This is a genomic window from Rhizobium sp. BK418 (assembly GCF_004341105.1).
GTDB lineage: Bacteria > Pseudomonadota > Alphaproteobacteria > Rhizobiales > Rhizobiaceae > Rhizobium.
Window position 1 is genome coordinate 186,392 of sequence record NZ_SLZK01000005.1, and the last position, 19,921, is coordinate 206,312.

Annotated in this window: 20 protein-coding genes and 1 pseudogene; 14 read left to right on the top strand and 7 right to left on the bottom strand. The window is 59.6% G+C overall.

Features of this window, described 5'->3' with window-relative positions; all coding sequences use genetic code 11:
* Positions 1-235: 235 nt before the first annotated feature.
* A complete protein-coding gene (gene acnA / locus EV281_RS20785) occupies positions 236-2,926 on the bottom strand; it encodes an aconitate hydratase AcnA (RefSeq protein ID WP_132655796.1) in 2,691 nt (896 codons plus the stop codon).
* A gap of 260 nt (positions 2,927-3,186) precedes the next feature.
* Between acnA and ccmA the strand changes: the two genes are divergently transcribed.
* The 5 genes from ccmA to EV281_RS20810 are packed head-to-tail and all read left to right on the top strand — an operon-like array spanning position 3,187 to position 6,075.
* Entirely contained in the window at positions 3,187-3,831 is a 645-nt protein-coding gene (gene ccmA / locus EV281_RS20790; protein ID WP_132655798.1) for a heme ABC exporter ATP-binding protein CcmA, read from the top strand.
* A complete protein-coding gene (ccmB, locus tag EV281_RS20795; RefSeq protein WP_132655800.1) occupies positions 3,828-4,487 on the top strand; it encodes a heme exporter protein CcmB in 660 nt (219 codons plus the stop codon). Before ccmA ends, ccmB begins: the two co-directional genes overlap by 4 nt.
* Before the next feature lie 48 nt (positions 4,488-4,535).
* Positions 4,536-5,297 carry a heme ABC transporter permease gene (locus EV281_RS20800; RefSeq protein WP_132655802.1) on the top strand — a complete coding sequence of 254 codons (762 nt, stop codon included), beginning with the start codon at positions 4,536-4,538 and terminating at the stop codon, positions 5,295-5,297.
* Positions 5,298-5,299: 2 nt separating this feature from the next.
* Positions 5,300-5,470, top strand: a complete 171-nt coding sequence (gene ccmD, locus EV281_RS20805; protein ID WP_113299612.1) for a heme exporter protein CcmD — start codon at positions 5,300-5,302, stop codon at positions 5,468-5,470.
* Positions 5,467-6,075, top strand: coding sequence for a DsbE family thiol:disulfide interchange protein (locus EV281_RS20810; protein ID WP_132655804.1), 609 nt, complete (start codon positions 5,467-5,469; stop codon positions 6,073-6,075). The genes ccmD and EV281_RS20810 overlap by 4 nt, the downstream gene beginning before the upstream one ends.
* Here the strand turns inward: EV281_RS20810 and EV281_RS20815 are convergent.
* From EV281_RS20815 to EV281_RS20840, 6 genes and pseudogenes are all read right to left on the bottom strand, one after another.
* Positions 6,072-6,659, bottom strand: coding sequence for a DUF2585 domain-containing protein (locus EV281_RS20815; RefSeq protein WP_132655806.1), 588 nt, complete (start codon positions 6,657-6,659; stop codon positions 6,072-6,074). The genes EV281_RS20810 and EV281_RS20815 overlap by 4 nt on opposite strands.
* Positions 6,656-7,300, bottom strand: coding sequence for a septation protein A (locus EV281_RS20820; protein ID WP_132655808.1), 645 nt, complete (start codon positions 7,298-7,300; stop codon positions 6,656-6,658). The genes EV281_RS20815 and EV281_RS20820 overlap by 4 nt, the downstream gene beginning before the upstream one ends.
* Positions 7,301-7,361: 61 nt before the next feature.
* The gene (gene ftsY, locus EV281_RS20825) at positions 7,362-8,909 is read right to left on the bottom strand and encodes a signal recognition particle-docking protein FtsY (RefSeq protein ID WP_132655810.1); all 1,548 of its coding nucleotides are present in this window, start codon (positions 8,907-8,909) and stop codon (positions 7,362-7,364) included.
* A gap of 15 nt (positions 8,910-8,924) precedes the next feature.
* Positions 8,925-10,199, bottom strand: coding sequence for a tRNA (N(6)-L-threonylcarbamoyladenosine(37)-C(2))-methylthiotransferase MtaB (mtaB, locus tag EV281_RS20830; protein WP_132655812.1), 1,275 nt, complete (start codon positions 10,197-10,199; stop codon positions 8,925-8,927).
* Positions 10,196-11,098 (bottom strand): diaminopimelate epimerase, encoded by a 903-nt coding sequence (gene dapF, locus EV281_RS20835; RefSeq protein ID WP_132655814.1) that lies wholly within the window; start codon positions 11,096-11,098, stop codon positions 10,196-10,198. The genes mtaB and dapF overlap by 4 nt, the downstream gene beginning before the upstream one ends.
* Before the next feature lie 141 nt (positions 11,099-11,239).
* Positions 11,240-11,487 (bottom strand): annotated as a pseudogene (locus EV281_RS20840) (hypothetical protein).
* A gap of 488 nt (positions 11,488-11,975) precedes the next feature.
* Here EV281_RS20840 and ffh point away from each other — a divergent pair.
* From ffh to leuC, 9 genes are all read left to right on the top strand, one after another.
* Entirely contained in the window at positions 11,976-13,559 is a 1,584-nt protein-coding gene (gene ffh / locus EV281_RS20845; RefSeq protein WP_132655816.1) for a signal recognition particle protein, read from the top strand.
* Between the two features lie 16 nt (positions 13,560-13,575).
* The gene (locus EV281_RS20850) at positions 13,576-13,884 is read left to right on the top strand and encodes a chorismate mutase (protein WP_112564488.1); all 309 of its coding nucleotides are present in this window, start codon (positions 13,576-13,578) and stop codon (positions 13,882-13,884) included.
* A 49-nt stretch (positions 13,885-13,933) separates the two neighbouring features.
* Positions 13,934-14,302, top strand: coding sequence for a 30S ribosomal protein S16 (gene rpsP, locus EV281_RS20855; RefSeq protein ID WP_132655818.1), 369 nt, complete (start codon positions 13,934-13,936; stop codon positions 14,300-14,302).
* 126 nt (positions 14,303-14,428) lie between these two features.
* Positions 14,429-14,998, top strand: a complete 570-nt coding sequence (gene rimM, locus EV281_RS20860; RefSeq protein ID WP_132655820.1) for a ribosome maturation factor RimM — start codon at positions 14,429-14,431, stop codon at positions 14,996-14,998.
* A gap of 5 nt (positions 14,999-15,003) precedes the next feature.
* Positions 15,004-15,705: a tRNA (guanosine(37)-N1)-methyltransferase TrmD gene (gene trmD / locus EV281_RS20865; RefSeq protein WP_132655822.1), complete on the top strand. Its 702-nt coding sequence runs from the start codon at positions 15,004-15,006 to the stop codon at positions 15,703-15,705.
* Between the two features lie 198 nt (positions 15,706-15,903).
* The gene (gene rplS / locus EV281_RS20870) at positions 15,904-16,446 is read left to right on the top strand and encodes a 50S ribosomal protein L19 (protein WP_132655824.1); all 543 of its coding nucleotides are present in this window, start codon (positions 15,904-15,906) and stop codon (positions 16,444-16,446) included.
* Positions 16,447-16,593: 147 nt separating this feature from the next.
* Positions 16,594-17,391 (top strand): basic amino acid ABC transporter substrate-binding protein, encoded by a 798-nt coding sequence (locus EV281_RS20875; RefSeq protein WP_132655826.1) that lies wholly within the window; start codon positions 16,594-16,596, stop codon positions 17,389-17,391.
* 18 nt (positions 17,392-17,409) lie between these two features.
* Positions 17,410-18,228, top strand: coding sequence for an amino acid ABC transporter permease (locus EV281_RS20880; RefSeq protein WP_132655828.1), 819 nt, complete (start codon positions 17,410-17,412; stop codon positions 18,226-18,228).
* 242 nt (positions 18,229-18,470) lie between these two features.
* Positions 18,471-19,880, top strand: coding sequence for a 3-isopropylmalate dehydratase large subunit (gene leuC / locus EV281_RS20890; RefSeq protein ID WP_132655830.1), 1,410 nt, complete (start codon positions 18,471-18,473; stop codon positions 19,878-19,880).
* Positions 19,881-19,921 lie beyond the last annotated feature (41 nt).

Here is a 19,921-nt window from a genome sequence, read left to right on the forward strand (position 1 = left end):
CACCAGCACCTCTTTTTCAGCGCCGGTAATAGTCCTGACCGCCGGCTCCGAGATATGAACGTACGAATAATCCTTCCAGATCCAAACGCAAAGTCACGAACGGGTGAGACGGTGCCCCTGGCTGAGGACGGCCGAAACACATCGCCGTGAGCTTGAAAGCAGCCGCGTTTTCCGCAAAGAAAAACCGCCGGAAAATGGCTTTCCGGCGGTCATTATCGACTGAGTGTCTTAACAATCAGGCTGCGAGATCGCGCAGAACCGTCTGCAGAATACCGCCATTGTTGAGGTAGACGACCTCATCAAGCGTGTCGACGCGCGACAGCAGCGGAACTTCCTTCACCGTGCCGTCGGCGTAGGTGATCTTGGCGATCTTCTTTTCGCGCGGCTTGATGTTTTCGAGCCCTTCGATGGTAACGAGTTCGTCACCCTTCAGGTTGAGGCTCTGCCAGGTCGTGCCCTCTTCGAAGACGAAGGGGATGACGCCCATGCCGACCAGGTTCGAACGATGGATACGCTCGAAGCTCTGGGCGATGACGGCCTTGACGCCGAGCAGATTGGTGCCCTTCGCAGCCCAGTCACGCGAAGAACCGTTGCCATATTCCACGCCGGCGAAGATGACGAGCGGAACGCCCTCGGCCTTGTACTGCATGGCCGCATCGTAGATCGAAGTCTCTTCCTTGGACGGATAGTGGATAGTGTAGCCGCCTTCCTTGCCGTTTGCACCGAGCATGAAGTTGCGGATGCGGATGTTGGCGAAGGTGCCGCGCATCATGACTTCATGATTGCCGCGACGCGTGCCGTACTGGTTGAAGTCGGCCACGGCGACGTCATGGCCGAGCAGGTAAGCTCCAGCAGGCGAAGCAGCCTTGATCGAACCGGCCGGAGAAATGTGGTCGGTGGTGATCTTGTCCCCGAAGAGACCCAGAATGCGTGCGCCCTTGATGTCGGAGGTGCCGGTGCCCTTCTTGCCCATGCCGACGAAGTACGGCGGGTTCTGGACGTAGGTCGACTGATCGTCCCAAGCATAGGTCTGGCCGGCAGGAACGTTGACCGCCTGCCAGTTCTCGTCGCCCTTGAAGACGTCGGCATACTTGGTTTCGTAGAGCTCGCGGGTGACGTACTTCTGGATGAAGTCCTGCACTTCGTGCGAGGTCGGCCAAATATCCTTGAGGTAAACAGGGTTGCCGTTCTGGTCTTCACCGATCGGCTCCTTCGTCAGGTCCTTCTGGACCGTACCGGCAAGCGCGTAGGCGACGACGAGGGGCGGCGAAGCGAGATAGTTCGCCTGGACGTCAGGAGAAATACGGCCTTCGAAGTTACGGTTGCCCGAGAGCACGCCGGAAACGATGAGGCCCTTGTCGTTGATCGTCTTGGAGATCGGCGCCGGCAGCGGACCGGAATTACCGATGCAGGTCGTGCAGCCGAAGCCGACGAGGTTGAAGCCGAGCTTATCGAGATCGGCCTGTAGGCCGGACTTGGCAAGATATTCGCCGACGACTTGCGATCCCGGAGCAAGCGAGGTCTTGACCCACGGCTTGGTCTTCAGACCCTTGGCAACGGCGTTGCGAGCGAGAAGGCCGGCAGCGATCAGAACCGACGGGTTGGAGGTGTTGGTGCAGGATGTGATGGCGGCAATAGCCACGTCACCATGGCCGAGGTCGAAATCCGTACCTTCGACTGCGTAGCGATTGGAAAGCTGGCCGGGCTTCTTGTAGTCGGCATCCATCGAAGCAGCAAAGCCAGCAGCGATGTTTTCGAGAGCGATGCGGCCTTCCGGACGCTTCGGGCCGGCCATCGACGGGACGACGTCACCGAGGTCGAGTTCGAGCGTGTCGGTAAAGACGAGGTCGGAACCGTCGCCTTCGCGCCACATGCCCTGGGCCTTCGAATAGGCTTCGACGAGCGCGATACGGTCATGCGTGCGGCCGGACATGGTGAGGTAGTTGATGGTTTCGCCATCGACCGGGAAGAAGCCGCAAGTCGCTCCATATTCTGGCCCCATGTTGCCGATCGTCGCGCGATCCGCGAGCGGCATGTTGTCCATGCCCGGACCGAAGAATTCGACGAACTTGGAAACGACGCCCTTCTTGCGCAGCATCTGCACCACGGTCAGAACGAGGTCGGTCGCGGTCACACCTTCCTTCAGCTTGCCGGTCAGCTTGAAGCCGATGACTTCAGGCAGGAGCATCGAGACCGGCTGGCCGAGCATGGCGGCTTCAGCTTCAATGCCGCCGACACCCCAGCCGAGGACGCCGAGACCGTTGATCATGGTCGTATGCGAGTCGGTGCCGACGCAGGTGTCCGGATAGGCAATCGTTTCGCCGTCCTCTTCTTTCGTCCAGACGGTCTGGCCGAGATATTCGAGGTTGACTTGGTGACAGATGCCGGTGCCCGGAGGAACGACGCGGAAATTCTTGAATGCCTGCTGGCCCCACTTCAGGAAGCGGTAACGCTCGCCGTTGCGCTGATATTCCAGCTCGACGTTCTTGGCGAAAGCCTGCGGCGTGCCGAATTCATCGACGATGACGGAGTGGTCGATGACGAGATCGACGGGAACGAGCGGGTTGATCTTTTCCGGATCGCCGCCGAGAGAAACCATCGCATCGCGCATTGCAGCGAGATCGACGACAGCGGGAACGCCTGTGAAGTCCTGCATCAGCACACGGGCCGGGCGATAGGCGATCTCGTTCTCGACGGCGCCCTTGTTGTTCAGCCATGCGGCAACAGCAAGGATATGTTCCTTGGTGACCGACTGACCATCTTCGAAGCGCAGCAGATTTTCCAGCAGCACCTTCATCGAATAGGGGAGCTTCGATACGCCGGGCAGGCCATTTGCCTCAGCCTTGGGCAGGCTGTAGTAGACATAGTCCTTTCCACCAACGGAAAGCGTGGACCGACAATTGAAACTGTCAAGAGATTTAGACACGAGAGACCCCGTTTCTGATAGCCAACACAGTCGTGCGAACGCCTATGCACTTAATGCACATCAGGATGCGGGTACGGCCATTTCCGCTGTCCGCACGTGAGGAAAAAACCCCAAGTTCGGCGCAAGGATGAAATTCACGCCGACCGCTGGCGTGGTTGCAGGTCTTATAGATAATTTCGTAAAGAGTTGCCATAGCGACAAAGGTCAAAATTGGACATTTTTTGAGCCTGCTGGCAGCGCAACGAAGAAAGAACCGATGCATGCATCTTACCGCTGAAAATCTGGCTGCCCGACGCGGGGAAGATCTGATTTTCGTTAACGTTTCCTTTCACTTGCAGGCCGGCGAAGCACTTATTCTGACGGGTAAAAACGGATCAGGAAAATCCACTTTATTGCGCGTGGTGGCGGGCCTGCTGAGGCCTGAAAAAGGCTCTGTCACAGTCATTGATTCGCCCGGTGGCGAAGCCGGCCCGGCAGCCGAAGCGAGCCACTACCTTGGTCATCGCAACGCGATGAAAAATGAACTTACGGTTGCGGAAAATCTGGACTTCTGGCGATCCTTCCTTGGACCCGGCAAAACCGCAGGCCTGAGCATCGAAGAAGCCGCAGAAGCGGTGGGCCTACCTGGCATCACGCATCTTCCCTTCGGCTATCTCTCCGCCGGCCAGCAGCGCCGATTTGCCTTTGCCAAGCTCTTGGTCGCACATCGCCCAATCTGGATCCTCGACGAGCCGACCGCAGCACTCGATGCCAGCGCAGACAAATTGTTTGCAGGGCTGATCGAGACGCACCGCCGGGAAGGTGGCATCGTGATTGCCGCGACGCATCAGCCGCTTGGGCTCGAAAATGCGCGAGAGTTGCGCATGACTGGGTTTGCGGGCGTCGACCAGGGAGTATGGGGATGATCGCCCTTTTCCTTCGCGACCTCAGACTTTCCGTTCGTGCCGGCGGTGGAGCATTGATCGGCATTCTCTTCTTCCTGACGATCGTCGCCGTCATTCCCTTCGGCGTCGGTCCCGATCTTGCATTGCTTTCACGCATCGGCCCAGCCATCGTCTGGATTGGCGCGTTGCTTGCGGCCCTTCTCGGGCTCGATCGTCTGTTTCAGGCGGAGCGTGATGACGGCTCCCTTGATCTGATGCTCATGCAGGAGACGCCGCTAGTACTGACCGTGCTCATCAAATGCGCCGCGCACTGGACGGCAACCAGCCTGCCGCTCGTCATCGCCTCACCATTGCTCGGTCTCTTCATGAACATGAACGAGACGGCGATCGGCGCGACCATGCTCACCCTCCTCGTTGGCTCGCCCGCCATTACCTTCATCGGCGCAGTTGGCGCGGCCGTCGCCGTCGCCTTGCCGCGCGGTGGCCTGCTTGTGTCGGTGCTGATCCTGCCGCTGGCGATTCCCGTGCTGATCTTCGGCGTCAGCGCTACCTATGCAGCGGTCGTTGGGCCATCACCTTTCCTGCCACCATTTCTGATCCTCATTGCCCTGACGCTTTTCTTCGCGGTCATCGGTCCGGCAGCTGCCGCCCTTGCGCTCAGAAACACGGCGGATTGATCGTCGCTTCGATTGCGGCTTCCGGCGGATAAAGGTAAGGAAGCGGATATGAGCGAAACGAGCTTTGCAATCAGCAAATTCAGTGATCTTGCCAACCCGACGCGGTTTCTGGCGCTGGCATCGCGCGTCATTCCATGGCTGGCGGGTATCACCGCCCTCAGTTTTATCGTCGGGCTCTATCTGAGCTTCTCGACCGAGGGCGACTACCAGCAGGGCGAAACGGTGCGCATCATGTATGTGCATGTGCCTGCCGCCTGGCTTTCGATGATGTGCTACACGATCATGAGCATTTCGGCGATCGGCACGCTCGTATGGCGCCATCCGCTGGCGGACGTATCGGCGAAAGCTGCGGCGCCGCTCGGTGCTGCCTTCACCTTGCTTGCGCTTGTCACCGGCTCTCTCTGGGGTAAGCCCATGTGGGGCACATGGTGGGTGTGGGATGCGCGGTTGACCTCGGTCTTCATTCTCTTCCTGATGTATCTCGGCCTGATCGCTTTGAACCGCGCCATGGATGAGCCCTCAAAGGCTGCACGCGTTACCGCGGTCCTCACCCTCGTCGGCTTCGTCAATATTCCGATCATTAAGTTCTCCGTCGACTGGTGGAACACGTTGCATCAATCGGCAAGCGTCCTGCGTCTCGACGGCCCCGCGATCGATCCGGAATTCCTGCGTCCGCTGCTTATCATGGCGATCGCTTTCACCCTGCTGTTCTTCACGCTGCATCTGATGGCGATGAGAAATGAGATCTGGCGCCGTCGCATCGCCTCCCAGCGCCGCATGGCTGCCCGTATGGCAGGCCAAGAGGAATAGAGATGGGCTCCTACGCTTTCTACGTCTACGGCTCCTACGGCTTTGCCGCCCTCGTGACGATTGCGGTGACACTCTGGACCTGGTCTGATGGGCGCGCCCGCCAGAAGGAATTGGCCGCGCTCGAAGCCGCCGGCATCCGCCGCCGTTCCGCACGACCGAAGGACGGCGAATGACCGAGACTGCCCAAGAGAATAAACAAAAGAGCCGCGGCATCAGGCGCTATGCGCTTGCGCTGATTCCGCTTGTCGTTTTTGGTGGCATTGCCGCGACTGCAGCGAAAATGCTCTACGACCAGGATTTCCACGGCAAGAATATCGCGGAAATCCCCTCCGCCTTGATCGGAACGAAAGCACCGTCGCTGAACCTGCCACCGCTCGAGGGCTCTAAGCTGCCGGCGCTGACGGATGAAGCGATCAAGGGCAAGCTCACCCTCGTCAACGTCTTCGCTTCCTGGTGCATTCCATGCCGCGACGAGCATCCTCTCCTCAAGCAATTAGCCGAGGATGGACGGCTGAACATCGTCGCAATCAATTATAAGGACAAGAACGAGAACGCCCTGCGTTTCCTCGGCGAACTCGGCAATCCCTACCACGCCATCGGCGTCGACCCGAACGGCAAGGCGGCGATCGACTGGGGTGTCTACGGCATTCCGGAGAGCTATCTCGTCGCGCCCGACGGTACGATCATCTACAAGCGCGTCGGACCCTTCGACGATATCAGCCTGAAGGAAGGCCTTTTCCCGGCAATGGAAAAGGCGCTCGGTAAGCCGGCTTCCTAAGCCCCGCCCTGCCAGACCTTGATCGCCTCGACCGGCCAGATCAACATCAGCACATTGAGTGTCAGATTGTCCCGGATCACGTAGCCGGTGAAAATCTCGAAGAAGATGGCAATAGCGATGGTCAGCACTACCGGCGCTCTTGAGGCAAAGAAGAAGCCGACAGCCATGAAGATCGTATCCATGGCTGAATTGATAATGCTGTCGCCGTAATAATCGAGCGAGATCGTCGCCGTGCGATAGCGATCGATGATCAGAGGTGAATTTTCCAGAAGCTCCCAGCCCGATTCGATCAGCATAGCCAGAAGCAACCGCGCCGCGAGCGGCTTGCCGCGAAGCAGGAGATGCCCAAGCCCGTAAAACAGGAAGCCATGGATAATATGTGACGGTGTGTACCAGTCGGACAGATGCTGGGAATTGCCGCTGGAATTGACTGTGCCTTCCCAAAGTTTGACGTAGCCGCAGGTGCAGATCGGCACCCGGCCCATCATATATTCGGCAACGATCTGGAAGACCAGGACTGCGAGGCAGACGGAAAACCAGAATATCTGATTCCGTGACCGGTCGGCTGCGTCGATAACGGTCACTTCTCGCTTTCCGCCTCGGTTGGAATGCTGTGCTTCAGCACCAGCGGCATCTGCGCCATCGTGAAGATGATGGTGATCGGCATCGTGCCCCAAACCTTGAAGGCCACCCAGAAATTATCCGAGAAATTGCGCCAGACGACTTCATTCAGCACTGCGAGGAAAAGAAAGAAGATGCCCCAGCGGATTGTCAGCTTGCGCCAGCCTTCGGCATCGAGTTGGAAGGCTGCGTTGAAGACATAACCAAGCAGCGATTTGCCAAAGGCAAGGCCACCAAGCAGGGCAAAGCCGAACAGCGCATTGACGATCGTCGGCTTCATCTTGATGAAGGTTTCGTTCTGCAGCCAAATCGACAGCGAGCCGAAGATCAGCACGACGATGCCGGAAACGAAGGGCATGATTGGCAGGTGGCCGAGCACGATCTTGGACACCAGGAGTGAGATGATGGTCGCCGCCATGAAAAGACCGGTCGCCACGAAAAGCGGGCCACCGAGCTCTGCCAAAGTCGGAAAGCGTGCAACCAGCCACTCGCCGCGCAGATTGGCAAAAAAGAAGACCAGAAGCGGTCCAAGTTCCAGCGCCAGTTTCAGAAGCGGATGATGCCGGTCTGCGGCACTGGGGGTGATATCGCTTTCAGTCGTCATACTTCTTCAAACCTGCTTTTTCTTGCAATGCATGCGAGCCATCGACGGCTAATCTGTGGCATCACTGGCCGATGCCGGCAATAGCCTGCGCAAAATCCTCGGCCTCGAATGGTTCGAGATCATCAACTCCTTCGCCGACACCGATGAAATAGACCGGCAGTTTGTGCTTGGCGGAGATTGCCACCAGAATGCCGCCGCGCGCCGTACCGTCAAGCTTGGTCATGATCAGCCCGCTGACGCCGGCGACGTTACGGAAGATCTCGACCTGATTGAGCGCGTTCTGACCCGTCGTCGCATCGAGCGTCTGAAGGACAGTATGTGGTGCATCCGGATCGAGCTTGCCGAGCACACGCACGATCTTTTCAAGCTCAGCCATCAGCTCCGCCTTGTTCTGCAGGCGGCCTGCCGTGTCGATGATCAGTACATCGCATTTCCTGGCTTTCGCCTGCTCGAACGCGTCATAGGCAAGGCCCGCGGCATCCGCACCAAGCTTCGTACCGATGAATTCGGATCTGGTGCGATCGGCCCAGATCTTCAACTGCTCGATGGCAGCGGCACGGAACGTATCGCCCGCCGCCAGCATGACCTTGAGTCCGGCACCCGAAAGCTTGGCCGCCAGTTTGCCGATTGTCGTCGTTTTTCCAGTGCCATTGACGCCTACGACGAGAATGACATGCGGCTTGTGGGAAAGATCGAGCTGCAAGGGCTTGGCAACCGGCGCCAGCACCTTGGCGATTTCGCTCGCCATGATGCGGCTGACATCCTCGCCGGTCACGTCCTTGCCGTAGCGTTCCGAAGCGAGCGTATCGGTCACCCGCATCGCGGTCTCCACACCAAGATCGGCCTGGATCAGCAGATCCTCGAGATCCTGCAGTGTGTCATCATCCAGCTTGCGCTTGGTGAAGAGTGCGGCGATCTGAGCGGTGAGCTGCGAGGACGTGCGCGCCAGACCGTTGCGCAGGCGCTGGAACCAGGAGAGCCTCGGCTGTGACGCGACGACCGGTTCCGGTTCAGCTACCCGTCCGGTCGCGAAACCTTTGGGAAGAATGGGATCTACTGCCGGTTCGTCGGAGGCTGCGGCCTCCTCCGTCCTGCCGGACATCTCCTCCGCTGCGGAGATCGGTTTGGGTCGAGAATCCTGTTCGCCATTGACCGTCGTGTCCGGTGTCTCCGGAATTTCTTCCGGAAACACCTCCGTGGGCTCCACTCTGCCTTCCGCTTCTACGGCAACGTCACTCTCCGAACGATCTTCCCCGGGGAGATGTCCGGCAGGGACGGAGGGGGACGCCTTCGCAACGTCATCGGTGCTCGCTTCCGCCTCGGCTTCCAAGAGCGACAATGGCACGACGCCCACATCGTCAAGATCACCGGCGGTCGGAAGCAGGCCCGGCTCAGTCTCGAGGGGCTCTGGTTCCGTCGCCCGGCCCTCACCGGCATCCGCCGCCGGACCTCCAGCCGTGTCCATTTCTTCGGCCAAAACCGGATCGGCAGCAACCGGCAGGTCCTCGTCGCGCGAACGCGGCTCCAGGTCCTTTTCCACGGCCTCCGGCACAGGTTCTTCCACCGGCTTACCGAAGGTGAAGACCTTTTTGATGAAACTGAGCGCCATGAGCTGTCCGTGAAGTCAGGCCGCCGCGGCAGCCGTCAATTGCATGTCGAGATGCTTGCCGTTGTGACCGGTGATCATCGCTTCGACGATATCGCGCGGACGAAGACCGGGAACAGTGACAAGCGTGAAGTTTTCGGTATGGGCAAGACCGTTGTTTTCTACCAGCAGCCATTGCCGCGTTCCGACCATCTTGTCCAGATGGCGCTGGTGCAGCATCTGTCCAGTGGCGCGCAGCCGGGCCGCGCGATCCTTGATGAGCGAACGGTCGAGCTGCGGCATGCGCGCAGCAGGGGTTCCGGCCCGCGGGCTGTAGGGGAAGACGTGCAGATACGCGATGTCGGCCTCTTCCGCTAACTGTACCGCATTCGCAAACATATCCTCGGTCTCGGTCGGAAAGCCGGCGATCATGTCGGCACCGAAGCTCATCTCCGGCCGCAGGCGGCGCACATCTTCGATGAAGCGAAGAGCATCGGCGCGCAGGTGGCGGCGTTTCATCCGCTTCAGGATCAGGTCGTCGCCATGCTGCAGGGACAGATGAAGATGCGGCATGAAGCGCGGTTCGTCAGCGATGAGGTCCATGAGGTGACGATCTGCCTCGATACTATCGATCGAAGAGAGCCGCAGGCGACGGATATCCGGCACCTGCTTCAGCAGCGTCTTTGCAAGCAACCCGAGCGTCGGTTCGCCGGGAAGGTCTGCGCCATAGCTCGTGGCATCGACGCCGGTCAGGACGATTTCGCGATAGCCGCTTTCGACGAGATTGCGTGCCTGATCGACCACTGCACCCATCGGCACCGAGCGCGAATTTCCGCGGCCATAGGGAATGATGCAGAAGGTGCAGCGATGATCGCAGCCGTTCTGTACCTGGATGAAAGCACGCACGTGACCGTCGATGTGCTTGACCATCTGTGGTGCGGTGTGCCGCACGCTCATGATGTCGTTGACGCGCAGCTTCTCTTCCGCCGAAACGCCGAAATCCGGAAGTCCACGATAAGAGGCTGCCTTCAGCTTCTCTTCGTTGCCGAGCACGGCATCAACCTCGGGCATTTCTGCGAAGGTCTGCTTCTCCGTCTGGGCGGCGCAGCCGGTAACGATGATGCGGGCATGTGGATTATCGCGACGCGCGCGGCGGATTGCCTGTCGGGCCTGGCGCACAGCCTCGCCCGTCACAGCGCAGGTATTGACCAGAATAGCATTGTTAAGCCCGGCCGCTTCCGCCTGCGATCTCATGACTTCGGATTCATAGGTATTGAGACGGCAGCCGAAGGTGATGACCTCTACGCCGCTCACCGCGCTTGCGCTCCGAGCGTGGCGTCGCGCGACCACGTGCCGGTCGACGGATCAACGATGCCGGACCATTCCCATTCGGCAGGACCAGTCATGACGACATGATCATCCTCGCGCCAGTTGATCGTCAACGGCTGGCGGATCGGGCTGGAGGCAACGTCGATGGTCACCCTACGGCCAGTGCGGCCGGTACGCGCTGCGCTGACGGCAGAGGCACAGGCGGCCGATCCGCAGGCAAGCGTCAGGCCCGCGCCGCGTTCCCAGGTGCGCGTCCGCAGCGCCGAATCCGAGATCACTTGCGCCAGCGTGATATTGGCCTTTTCCGGGAAGATCGGATGGTTTTCGAGCAGCGGTCCGAAACGTTCGAGATCGAAGCTCATCGGATCGCGGTCGACCCAGAAGATCGCATGCGGATTGCCCATGGACATGGCCGAAGGCGAATGCAGCACCGGATTGTCGATAGGCCCGATCTGCAGCTCGATACGGCTCGTGTCATGGAACTCCTCAGCGAGCGGAATGCGATTCCACTCGAAGACTGGCCGGCCCATATCGACAGAGATCGTCCCATCCTCGTGCTCGACCGCATTCAGGATGCCGGCAACCGTCTGGAAGGTGAAGGCCTTCTTACCGGTTTCGGCAGCCAGAGCCTGCACCACGCAACGCGTGCCATTGCCACAGGCCTGCGCCTTGGTGCCATCGGAATTCAGGATATCGATATAGGCGTCGGTGCCCTCCGCCTTCGGATCATGGATCGCCATGATCTGATCGAACTGAGTCTCGGCATCAGCATTGAGCGCGATCGCAGCCTGTGGCGTCACCTTGCCGGTCCGACCGCGCATGTCGACAACCAGGATCTTGTTGCCAAGCCCGTTCATCTTCGCGAATTCGACCGTGTTGCTCATTTGACTAATTCCGCTACGTTTTGGCTGTATATGGCGGAAATGCTCGGGGATTACCAGTGGGTGAGCGCCGAGCGATGTTTGCCCTCTTGCCGACACATGCGGTGAGACCCCGCGAAATCAGAACGGGTGAGCGTTGATGGCCTATGGAAATCCGGCAAATCCAGATTCAGCGCAGCATGCATCGGAACTGAGAGATGCCGCATGGGCTTCGACGATGGCAGCGGTGATGACCTTTCTGAGCTCATAGACGAACAAACGGGATCGTTTGCGATCCAGATCCTGTGCAGCTTTTGCCAGATTCAGGCCTTCCTTCAGGACAATAGTATGGGCACGCGCCAGCCCCAGCTTTCGATATCCCGATTTATCATTTGATATCTCCGCCCATTCATTCGGCATCAAGGATATTCGCGAATCATTTTACAGGATGTACTTAAATAGAAAGTAGAATCAGAAGCGGAGTATCTTGCAACCGGCCTTTTGAGGGAATTCAGGGCGCTGATCGACATATTTTTTCTTCAAAATTCGAAACAGCGGCGAATTTTTAAAAGATGGGATATTGCGTGTGTACTGCCTTTGCCGCGACCGTTTGGCTGACAGGATCTGCCCATAGGCGCTTGCCTTAGGCTTCGGAAAAATTCGTCGGCGGCAGCTCCGGACGCATTCGCCTTGACTTTCCCGCCGCTTTCCTGTTTATCGCGCCCAATCCGCGACGAGTAACAGACTCCGAGCCGCCGACCGGGACTGGATTCCGGAGGTCAACATCCGACAGCGCGTCGCGCCCTCGGGTGCTTTTTGGCTTTGCGTCTTGTTTTCGTCAAGGAAAAGCACGACGTTTCGGACATCCCAAATCTCCCCGAAACGTAGCAAGGAAGAGCCGATGTTTGAGAACCTCCAGGACCGTCTTGGTTCCATCCTGAATGGACTGACAGGCCGTGGCGCGCTTTCGGAAAGTGATGTTTCCGCGGCGCTGCGCGAGGTTCGCCGTGCGCTTTTGGAAGCCGACGTTTCGCTGGAAGTCGTCCGCTCCTTTACTGATCGCGTCCGCGAAAAGGCCGTCGGCGCCGAGATCCTGAAGTCGATCAAGCCCGGCCAGATGGTCGTCAAGATCGTCCATGACGAGCTGATCGAGATGCTCGGCGGCGAAGGTGTCGGCGTCGATCTGCGTGCCGCCGCCCCCGTCGTCATCATGATGGTCGGTCTGCAGGGCTCCGGTAAAACGACGACGACCGCAAAGATCGCCAACCGCCTGACGACGCGCGAGAAGAAGAAGGTGCTGATGGCATCGCTCGACACGCGCCGCCCGGCCGCGCAGGAGCAGCTTCGCCAGCTCGGCGCCCAGGCCAATATCGACACGCTGCCGATCATTGCCGGCCAGTCGCCGACCGATATCGCCGCTCGCGCCGTCCAGGCAGCCAAGCTCGGCGGTCATGACGTCGTCATTCTCGACACCGCCGGCCGTACTCATATAGACGAACCCTTGATGGTCGAAATGGCCGATATCAAGAAGAAGTCGAACCCGCACGAAATCCTGCTGGTCGCTGACAGCTTGACCGGTCAGGACGCCGTTAACCTCGCCCGCAGTTTCGATGAGCGCGTCGGCATTACCGGCCTTGTTCTGACCCGCATGGACGGTGACGGCCGCGGTGGCGCGGCTCTTTCCATGCGCGCCGTCACCGGTAAGCCGATCAAGCTGATCGGTGTCGGCGAACGGATGGGCGAGCTGGAGGAATTTCACCCCCGCCGTATTGCAGACCGTATCCTCGGCATGGGCGATATCGTCTCGCTTGTCGAGAAGGCGGCCGAGAACATCGACGCTGAGAAGGCGGCCGCAATGGCCGCCAAGATGGCCAAGGGCAAGTTCGACCTGAACGACCTCGCCGATCAGCTGAAGCAGATGCAGAAGATGGGCGGCATGGGCGGCATCATGGGTCTGATGCCCGGCATGGGCGGCATGAAGGACAAGATGGCTGCCGCTGGCCTCGACGACCGCCTCTTCAAGCGCCAGCTCGCCATCATTTCCTCGATGACCAAGGCCGAGCGCTCCAATCCCGACCTTCTCAAGCATTCGCGCAAGAAGCGCATCGCCGCCGGCTCCGGCACCGATGCCGCCGACATCAACAAGCTTCTGAAAATGCATCGCCAGATGGCTGATATGATGAAGATGATGGGGGGCAAGGGCAAAGGCGGCCTGATGAAGCAGATGATGGGCGGCCTCGCCGGCAAGATGGGGCTGGGGGGCCTCGGCGGCATGGGCGGCATGCCCGATCTCTCGAATAGCGACCCGAAGCAGCTGGAAGCTCTGCAGAAGCAGGCTGAAGCCGCGGGTCTCGGAAAGCCGGGTGGGGGTATGCCCGGTCTAGGCGGAGGCCTGCCGGGCGGATTGCCCGGCCTTGGCGGCGCAAAGCTGCCAGGCCTCGGTGGTGGTTTCTCGGGTCTGCCCGGATTGCCCAAGAAGAAATGAAAGGATCGCCTGCCCCATGATTGATCCAGACGTCAAAGCCCAGCTCGCCAAGTATCGCCAATCGATCGACAACATCGATGCGGCACTTGTGCATGTTCTTGCCGAACGTTTCCGCTGCACCAAGGAGGTCGGCGTGCTGAAGGCAAAATACAATCTGCCGCCGGCCGATCCGGCGCGCGAGGAATACCAGATTGCCCGCCTTCGACAGCTTGCCGAAGATGCGCATCTGGACCCGGATTTCGCCGAGAAGTTCCTGAACTTCATCATCAAGGAAGTCATCCGGCATCATGAGCAGATCGCTGCGGACCACGCCGCGGCACAATGAACCATACCGCCTCACGAAGCGGTCAAGAAAAGCCTAAGGAGTAAAGAACATGGCACTGAAAATTCGTCTCGCACGCGGTGGTTCCAAGAAGCGCCCGTATTACCACGTCGTTCTCGCTGATGCCCGCAGCCCGCGCGACGGCCGCTTCCTTGAGAACCTCGGTTCCTGGAACCCGATGCTTGCCAAGGACGACGAAAAGCGCGTTCAGCTGAACGGCGAGCGCATCAAGCACTGGCTCGACCAGGGCGCACTCCCGACCGACCGCGTCCTGCGTTTCCTTGACGAAGCCGGCATCTCCAAGCGCGAAGCCCGCAACAACCCGGAAAAGGCAAAGCCGGGCAAGAAGGCTCAGGAGCGCGCTGCCGAGAAGGCTCAGAAGGCTGCTGACGCCGCTGAAGCTGCTGCTTCCGCCGAATAATCGGTTTCAAATTCATCTGAACGGGCGGCATGGCGACATGCCGCCCGTTTCCGTTTCCATTCCCGCGCACTTCGTTTATGAGAGGCGTGATCTCAGCTTCTTGCCCGCGTTCGAATGAAGGAACCCATGACCAAGCTTGAAAACCCGGTGCTGATGGCCACCGTCGGTGGCGCCCAGGGCATTCGCGGCGAGGTGCGTGTAAAGGCCTATACAGCCGATCCGACCGCGCTCGGCGACTACGGCCACCTGCACAGCATGGATGGGCGCATTTTCGAGATTCTTGAACTGCGCGAGATGAAGAATATGGTCGTAGTCCGCTTTCGAGGCATTAATGACCGCAACGCAGCCGAGGCGCTGAACGGCCTGGAACTCTATATTGAGCGCGACAACCTCTCGGACGAGGAACTGGAGGACGACGAGTTCTTCTATGCCGACCTGGAGGGACTTGAAGCTTTCGACGACCAGGGCGTCAGCTACGGCACGGTGACTGGCGTCTTCGATTTCGGCGCCGGCGATCTGCTGGAGCTTAAGGGTCCGGGCAAACGTCCGGTCCTGATTCCCTTCTCGGAAGCTTCGGTGCTGGAAATCGACCTCGAGGCTGGCAAGCTGCTGATCGACCCGCTTGCCGCCGGCCTCGTCGACGATCCCGACGACCTCAAGGGGCTGGCACCTGGCAAGCCGAAGAAAAAGAAGTAAGCGCCATGGCTTTCCGGGCGACCGTGCTGACACTCTACCCGGAAATGTTTCCGGGCCATCTGGGCTTTTCGCTCGCTGGTAAGGCGGTCGAACGCGGACAATGGTCGCTCGATACCGTACAGATCCGCGACTTCACCACTGACAAACACCGCACTGTCGATGACACGCCGGCTGGCGGCGGGGCCGGCATGGTGCTGAAGCCCGATGTGCTCGCCCGTGCCATTGACAGCGCCTCTGAAAACGACGACCGCCCGCGCCTGCTGATGAGCCCGCGCGGCAAACCGCTGACGCAGGAGCGAGTCCGTGAGCTGGCTGCCGGTGATGGGGTGATCATTGTCTGCGGCCGCTTCGAAGGCGTCGATCAGCGGGTGATCGAAGCGCGCGAACTTGAGGAAGTCTCGATCGGCGATTATGTGCTTTCCGGTGGCGAGCCGGCAGCGTTGATCGTGCTTGACGCGATTGTGCGTATTCTGCCGGGCGTCATGGGCAACGACCTGTCCGGGCTGCACGAGAGCTTCGAAGGCGGGCTTCTGGAGCATCCGCACTACACGCGCCCGCAGGAGTGGGAAGGCCGCGAGATTCCGGCGATCCTGACTTCGGGCAATCACGGCGCCATCGAGAAATGGCGCCACGAACAGGCGGTTTCCCTAACCAGAAAAAGACGCCCCGATCTTCTCGCGGCTCAGAAGGCCGGAAAAGAAGGTTGATTTCACAAATTTGACGTCCAAGGGATGACAAGCAGAAGTCTTTCGTGTAATGGCCCACGCGGAAATGGGGTTAGCCCCGTCTGCCAGCAAACAAAGAATGGCGAATCCGCTCCCGCCTGCAAGGGCAAACTCCGGAGGCATCGACCGATGGACAGTGTGAGCGCTCTGGCTGTTTCAGAAGAACCAAAGGTTAAGACGATGAACATCATTCAGCAGCTTGAGGCCGAGCAGGCCGCCAAGATCGAAGCCAAGCGCACGCTTCCCGAATTCTCCCCGGGCGATACCGTCCGAGTCAACGTGAAGGTTACGGAAGGCAACCGTACCCGCGTTCAGGCCTACGAAGGCGTTTGCATCGCTCGCTCCGGCGGCGGTCTGCAGGAAAACTTCACGGTCCGCAAGATCTCTTACGGCGAAGGCGTCGAGCGCGTATTCCCGGTTTACTCCCCGCTGATCGAAAGCGTCGAAGTCGTTCGCCGCGGTAAGGTCCGCCGCGCCAAGCTCTACTACCTGCGCGACCGTCGTGGTAAGTCGGCTCGTATCGTCGAGAACACCGGCACCCGCGCCCGTAAGCTCAACGATGCCGAACGTCAGGCCGTTGCCGACGAAAAGGCACGTATCGAAGCTGAAAAGGTTGCCGCAGCCCAGGCTCTCGCCGCCGAAAAGGCAGCAGCAGAGGCCGCTGAAGCAAAGGCAGCAGCAGAAGCAGCAGCCGCTGCCGCAGCTGAAGGCTCTGCCGAATAAGCAGCTCGCGAAAGCGAAAATCATTGCATGGAAAAGGCGGTCTTTGGGCCGCCTTTTCTTTTTTGCGCTGGTGCGTAACTCATGCAGCCTTGCCATGACGGCATCTTCCATGACAATTCCGCCGTTCAAATAATGGGGAGCCACACCATGTTCTTTCGCCGCACCGTTCTTGCCGGCCTGACCGCCGTCATGCTTTCGCCGATCGCAGCCTTCGCCGCCAGCCTGCCGGACCTTGGCGGCAAGACCGTCGTCGTGGTGACTGAAAATGCCTATCCGCCGCTGCAGTTCGTCGACCCCAAGTCCGGCAAGGCGATCGGCTGGGAATATGATGCGATGAATGAGATCGCCAAGCGGCTGAATTTCAAGGTCGAATATCAGAACACCAGCTGGGATGCGATGATCCAGGCTGTCTCCGATGGCCAATATAACATCGGCATGACCGGCATCACCATCAAGGACGATCGCAAGCAGAAGGTCGACTTCTCCGACCCTTACATGCGCTCGCAGCAGTTCATGCTGGTGCGCGGCGACGAGAAACGCTTCACCGACGCCAAGAGCTTCGGCGCCTTCAAGGACGGCCTGATCGGCGCGCAGCCCGGTACATCGCCCTTCTATACCGCCGTCTATGAAATCCTCGACGGCAACGAGCAAAACCCGCGTATCAAGCTCTTCGAAACCTTCGGCGCGACCGTCCAGGCTTTAAAGACCGGCGACGTCGATCTCGTCCTGACGGATAGCGTCGCGGCCAAAGGTTATGTTGACTCCTCGAATGGCGGCCTGAAGGTCGTCGGTGAGCCGCTTGGCACCGAGGACTTCGGCTTCATCTTCCCGAAAGGTTCCGATCTCGTCGCTCCCGTCAATGCGGCTATTGCCAGCCTGAAGGCAGACGGCACTTTCGATGCACTGAACAAGAAGTGGTTCCTCGACTACAAGATGGGCGAATGATCTGCTGAGCGATCGCAGATGGCGCCACAACCATCCCCGCGACACGAGAAGGACGACCGTCCCTGGTGGCTGGTCGTCCTTGTTCTGATCGGCATCGTCCTCGCTGTCGTCATCATCACCAACGATATCTACACGCAGGTCTTCCGGACAGTGGTGAATGGTGTCGGCATCACCGTGTTCGTGACTCTCGTCGCCTTCGTTCTGGCAACGGTGCTCGGCCTCGGCATCGCGCTGCTTGGCCTCTCCGACAGCATCGTGCTACGTCAGATCGCCCGCTTCTATATCGAGATCATCAGGGGCGTCCCAATCCTCGTGCTGCTCTTCTATATTGCTTTCGTCGGTGCACCGGGTTTTGTCGCGGCCTATAATTTCGCAATTACGCCTCTGGTGAAGGCCGGCGTCACCGAGCCGATCCTCGTGCGCGACCTGTCGCTGATGTGGCGCGCCATCATCGCGCTGATGATCGGCTATTCCTCCTTCGTCGCCGAAATCTTCCGCGCCGGTTTCCAGTCGGTCGATATCGGCCAGATCGAGGCGGCCAAGTCGCTCGGCCTGTCGCGCTACCGCCGCTTCCGCCTCGTCGTCTTTCCGCAGGCTATCCGGGTGATCTTTCCGCCGCTTTCCAACGACTTCGTCTCGATGGTTAAAGATTCGTCTCTCGTCTCCGTCCTCGGCGTTGCCGACATCACGCAGATGGGCAAGGTCTATGCCTCCGGCTCCTTCCGCTTCTTCGAAACCTATTCGATCGTCACCTATATTTACCTGGTCCTCACGATCGGTCTGTCGCTCTTCCTGCGTCGGATCGAGAAGAAGATGAAGCAGATGCCACGGCGCTAGCACGCCTCACGATTCGAATTGCCGTTTCGATCAAAAATCGTTATATCCAGCGCCATGGAATCCAAGTTCAGATGCATCGGTGCGCATATTTTCGTGCTGCAGGATCATTACCGCCTGCCGGCACGCTTCTTTGCGTCCGTTTCCGGTGCGCTCAACAGCCGACTTCGTTGATCGAATGACGGCCGGCGGAGCCTGTCCGCCACATCCCTTATTCCATGCTCCAGCCAAAACGGACATTAGCCATGAGCGCACCGCGTACCCTTTACGATAAGATCTGGGCCGACCATCTGGTCGACGAACAGGAAGACGGGACCTGTCTTCTCTACATCGACCGTCACCTGGTCCATGAAGTCACCTCGCCGCAGGCTTTCGAAGGTCTGCGCATGTCTGGCCGCAAGGTCCGTGCGCCGGAAAAGACGCTTGCCGTCGTCGACCACAACGTTCCGACCTCCGCTGATCGCCACCTCGGCATCAAGAACGAGGAAAGCCGTATCCAGGTCGAGCAGCTCGCCAAGAATGCCGCCGAGTTCAACGTCGAGTACTACTCCGAGAACGACAAGCGCCAAGGTATCGTCCACATCATCGGGCCGGAACAAGGCTTCACCCTGCCGGGCATGACGATCGTCTGCGGTGATAGCCACACCTCCACACATGGCGCCTTCGGCTCGCTCGCCCACGGTATCGGCACGTCGGAAGTCGAGCACGTTCTCGCCACCCAGACGCTGATTCAGAAGAAGGCCAAGAATATGCTGGTGCAGGTCGACGGCCAGCTGCCGCCGGGCGTCACCGCCAAGGATATCGTTCTTGCCATCATCGGCGAGATCGGTACGGCCGGCGGCACCGGTTATGTCATCGAATATGCCGGCGAAGCGATCCGCTCGCTATCGATGGAAGGCCGCATGACGATTTGCAATATGTCGATCGAAGGCGGCGCCCGCGCTGGCCTGATTGCGCCTGACGAAATCACCTTCGAATATATAAAGGGCAAGCCGCGCGCCCCGAAGGGTGAAGCGCTGGAACAGGCGATCGCGTATTGGAAGACGCTGAAGTCCGACGAAGGCGCCCATTTCGACCGTATCGTCAAGCTGAACGCTGCCGAGCTGCCGCCGATCGTCTCCTGGGGCTCTTCGCCGGAAGACGTCGTCTCCGTTCAGGGCATCGTGCCGAATCCGGACGACATCCAGGACGAGACGAAGCGTGCCTCCAAGTGGCGTGCGCTCGACTATATGGGCCTGAAGCCTGGTACGAAGATGACCGACATCGCTGTCGATCGCGTCTTCATCGGCTCCTGCACCAATGGCCGTATCGAGGACCTGCGCGCCGCCGCCAAGGTTGTCGAGGGCAAGACTGTTGCCGCGACCGTCAATGCCATGATCGTTCCGGGCTCCGGCCTCGTGAAGGAACAGGCGGAAGCGGAAGGCCTCGACAAGATCTTCAAGGCTGCCGGCTTCGACTGGCGCGAGCCAGGCTGCTCCATGTGCCTTGCCATGAACGACGACCGCCTGAAGCCGGGTGAACGCTGCGCATCGACCTCGAACCGCAATTTCGAAGGCCGTCAGGGCTTCAAGGGCCGCACGCACCTCGTCTCGCCGGCCATGGCCGCAGCCGCTGCGATCGCCGGCCACTTCGTCGATATTCGCGAGTGGAAGTGATCCTTCTCGCATAACCAGCATGAAAAAGCCCGGCGCTCCAG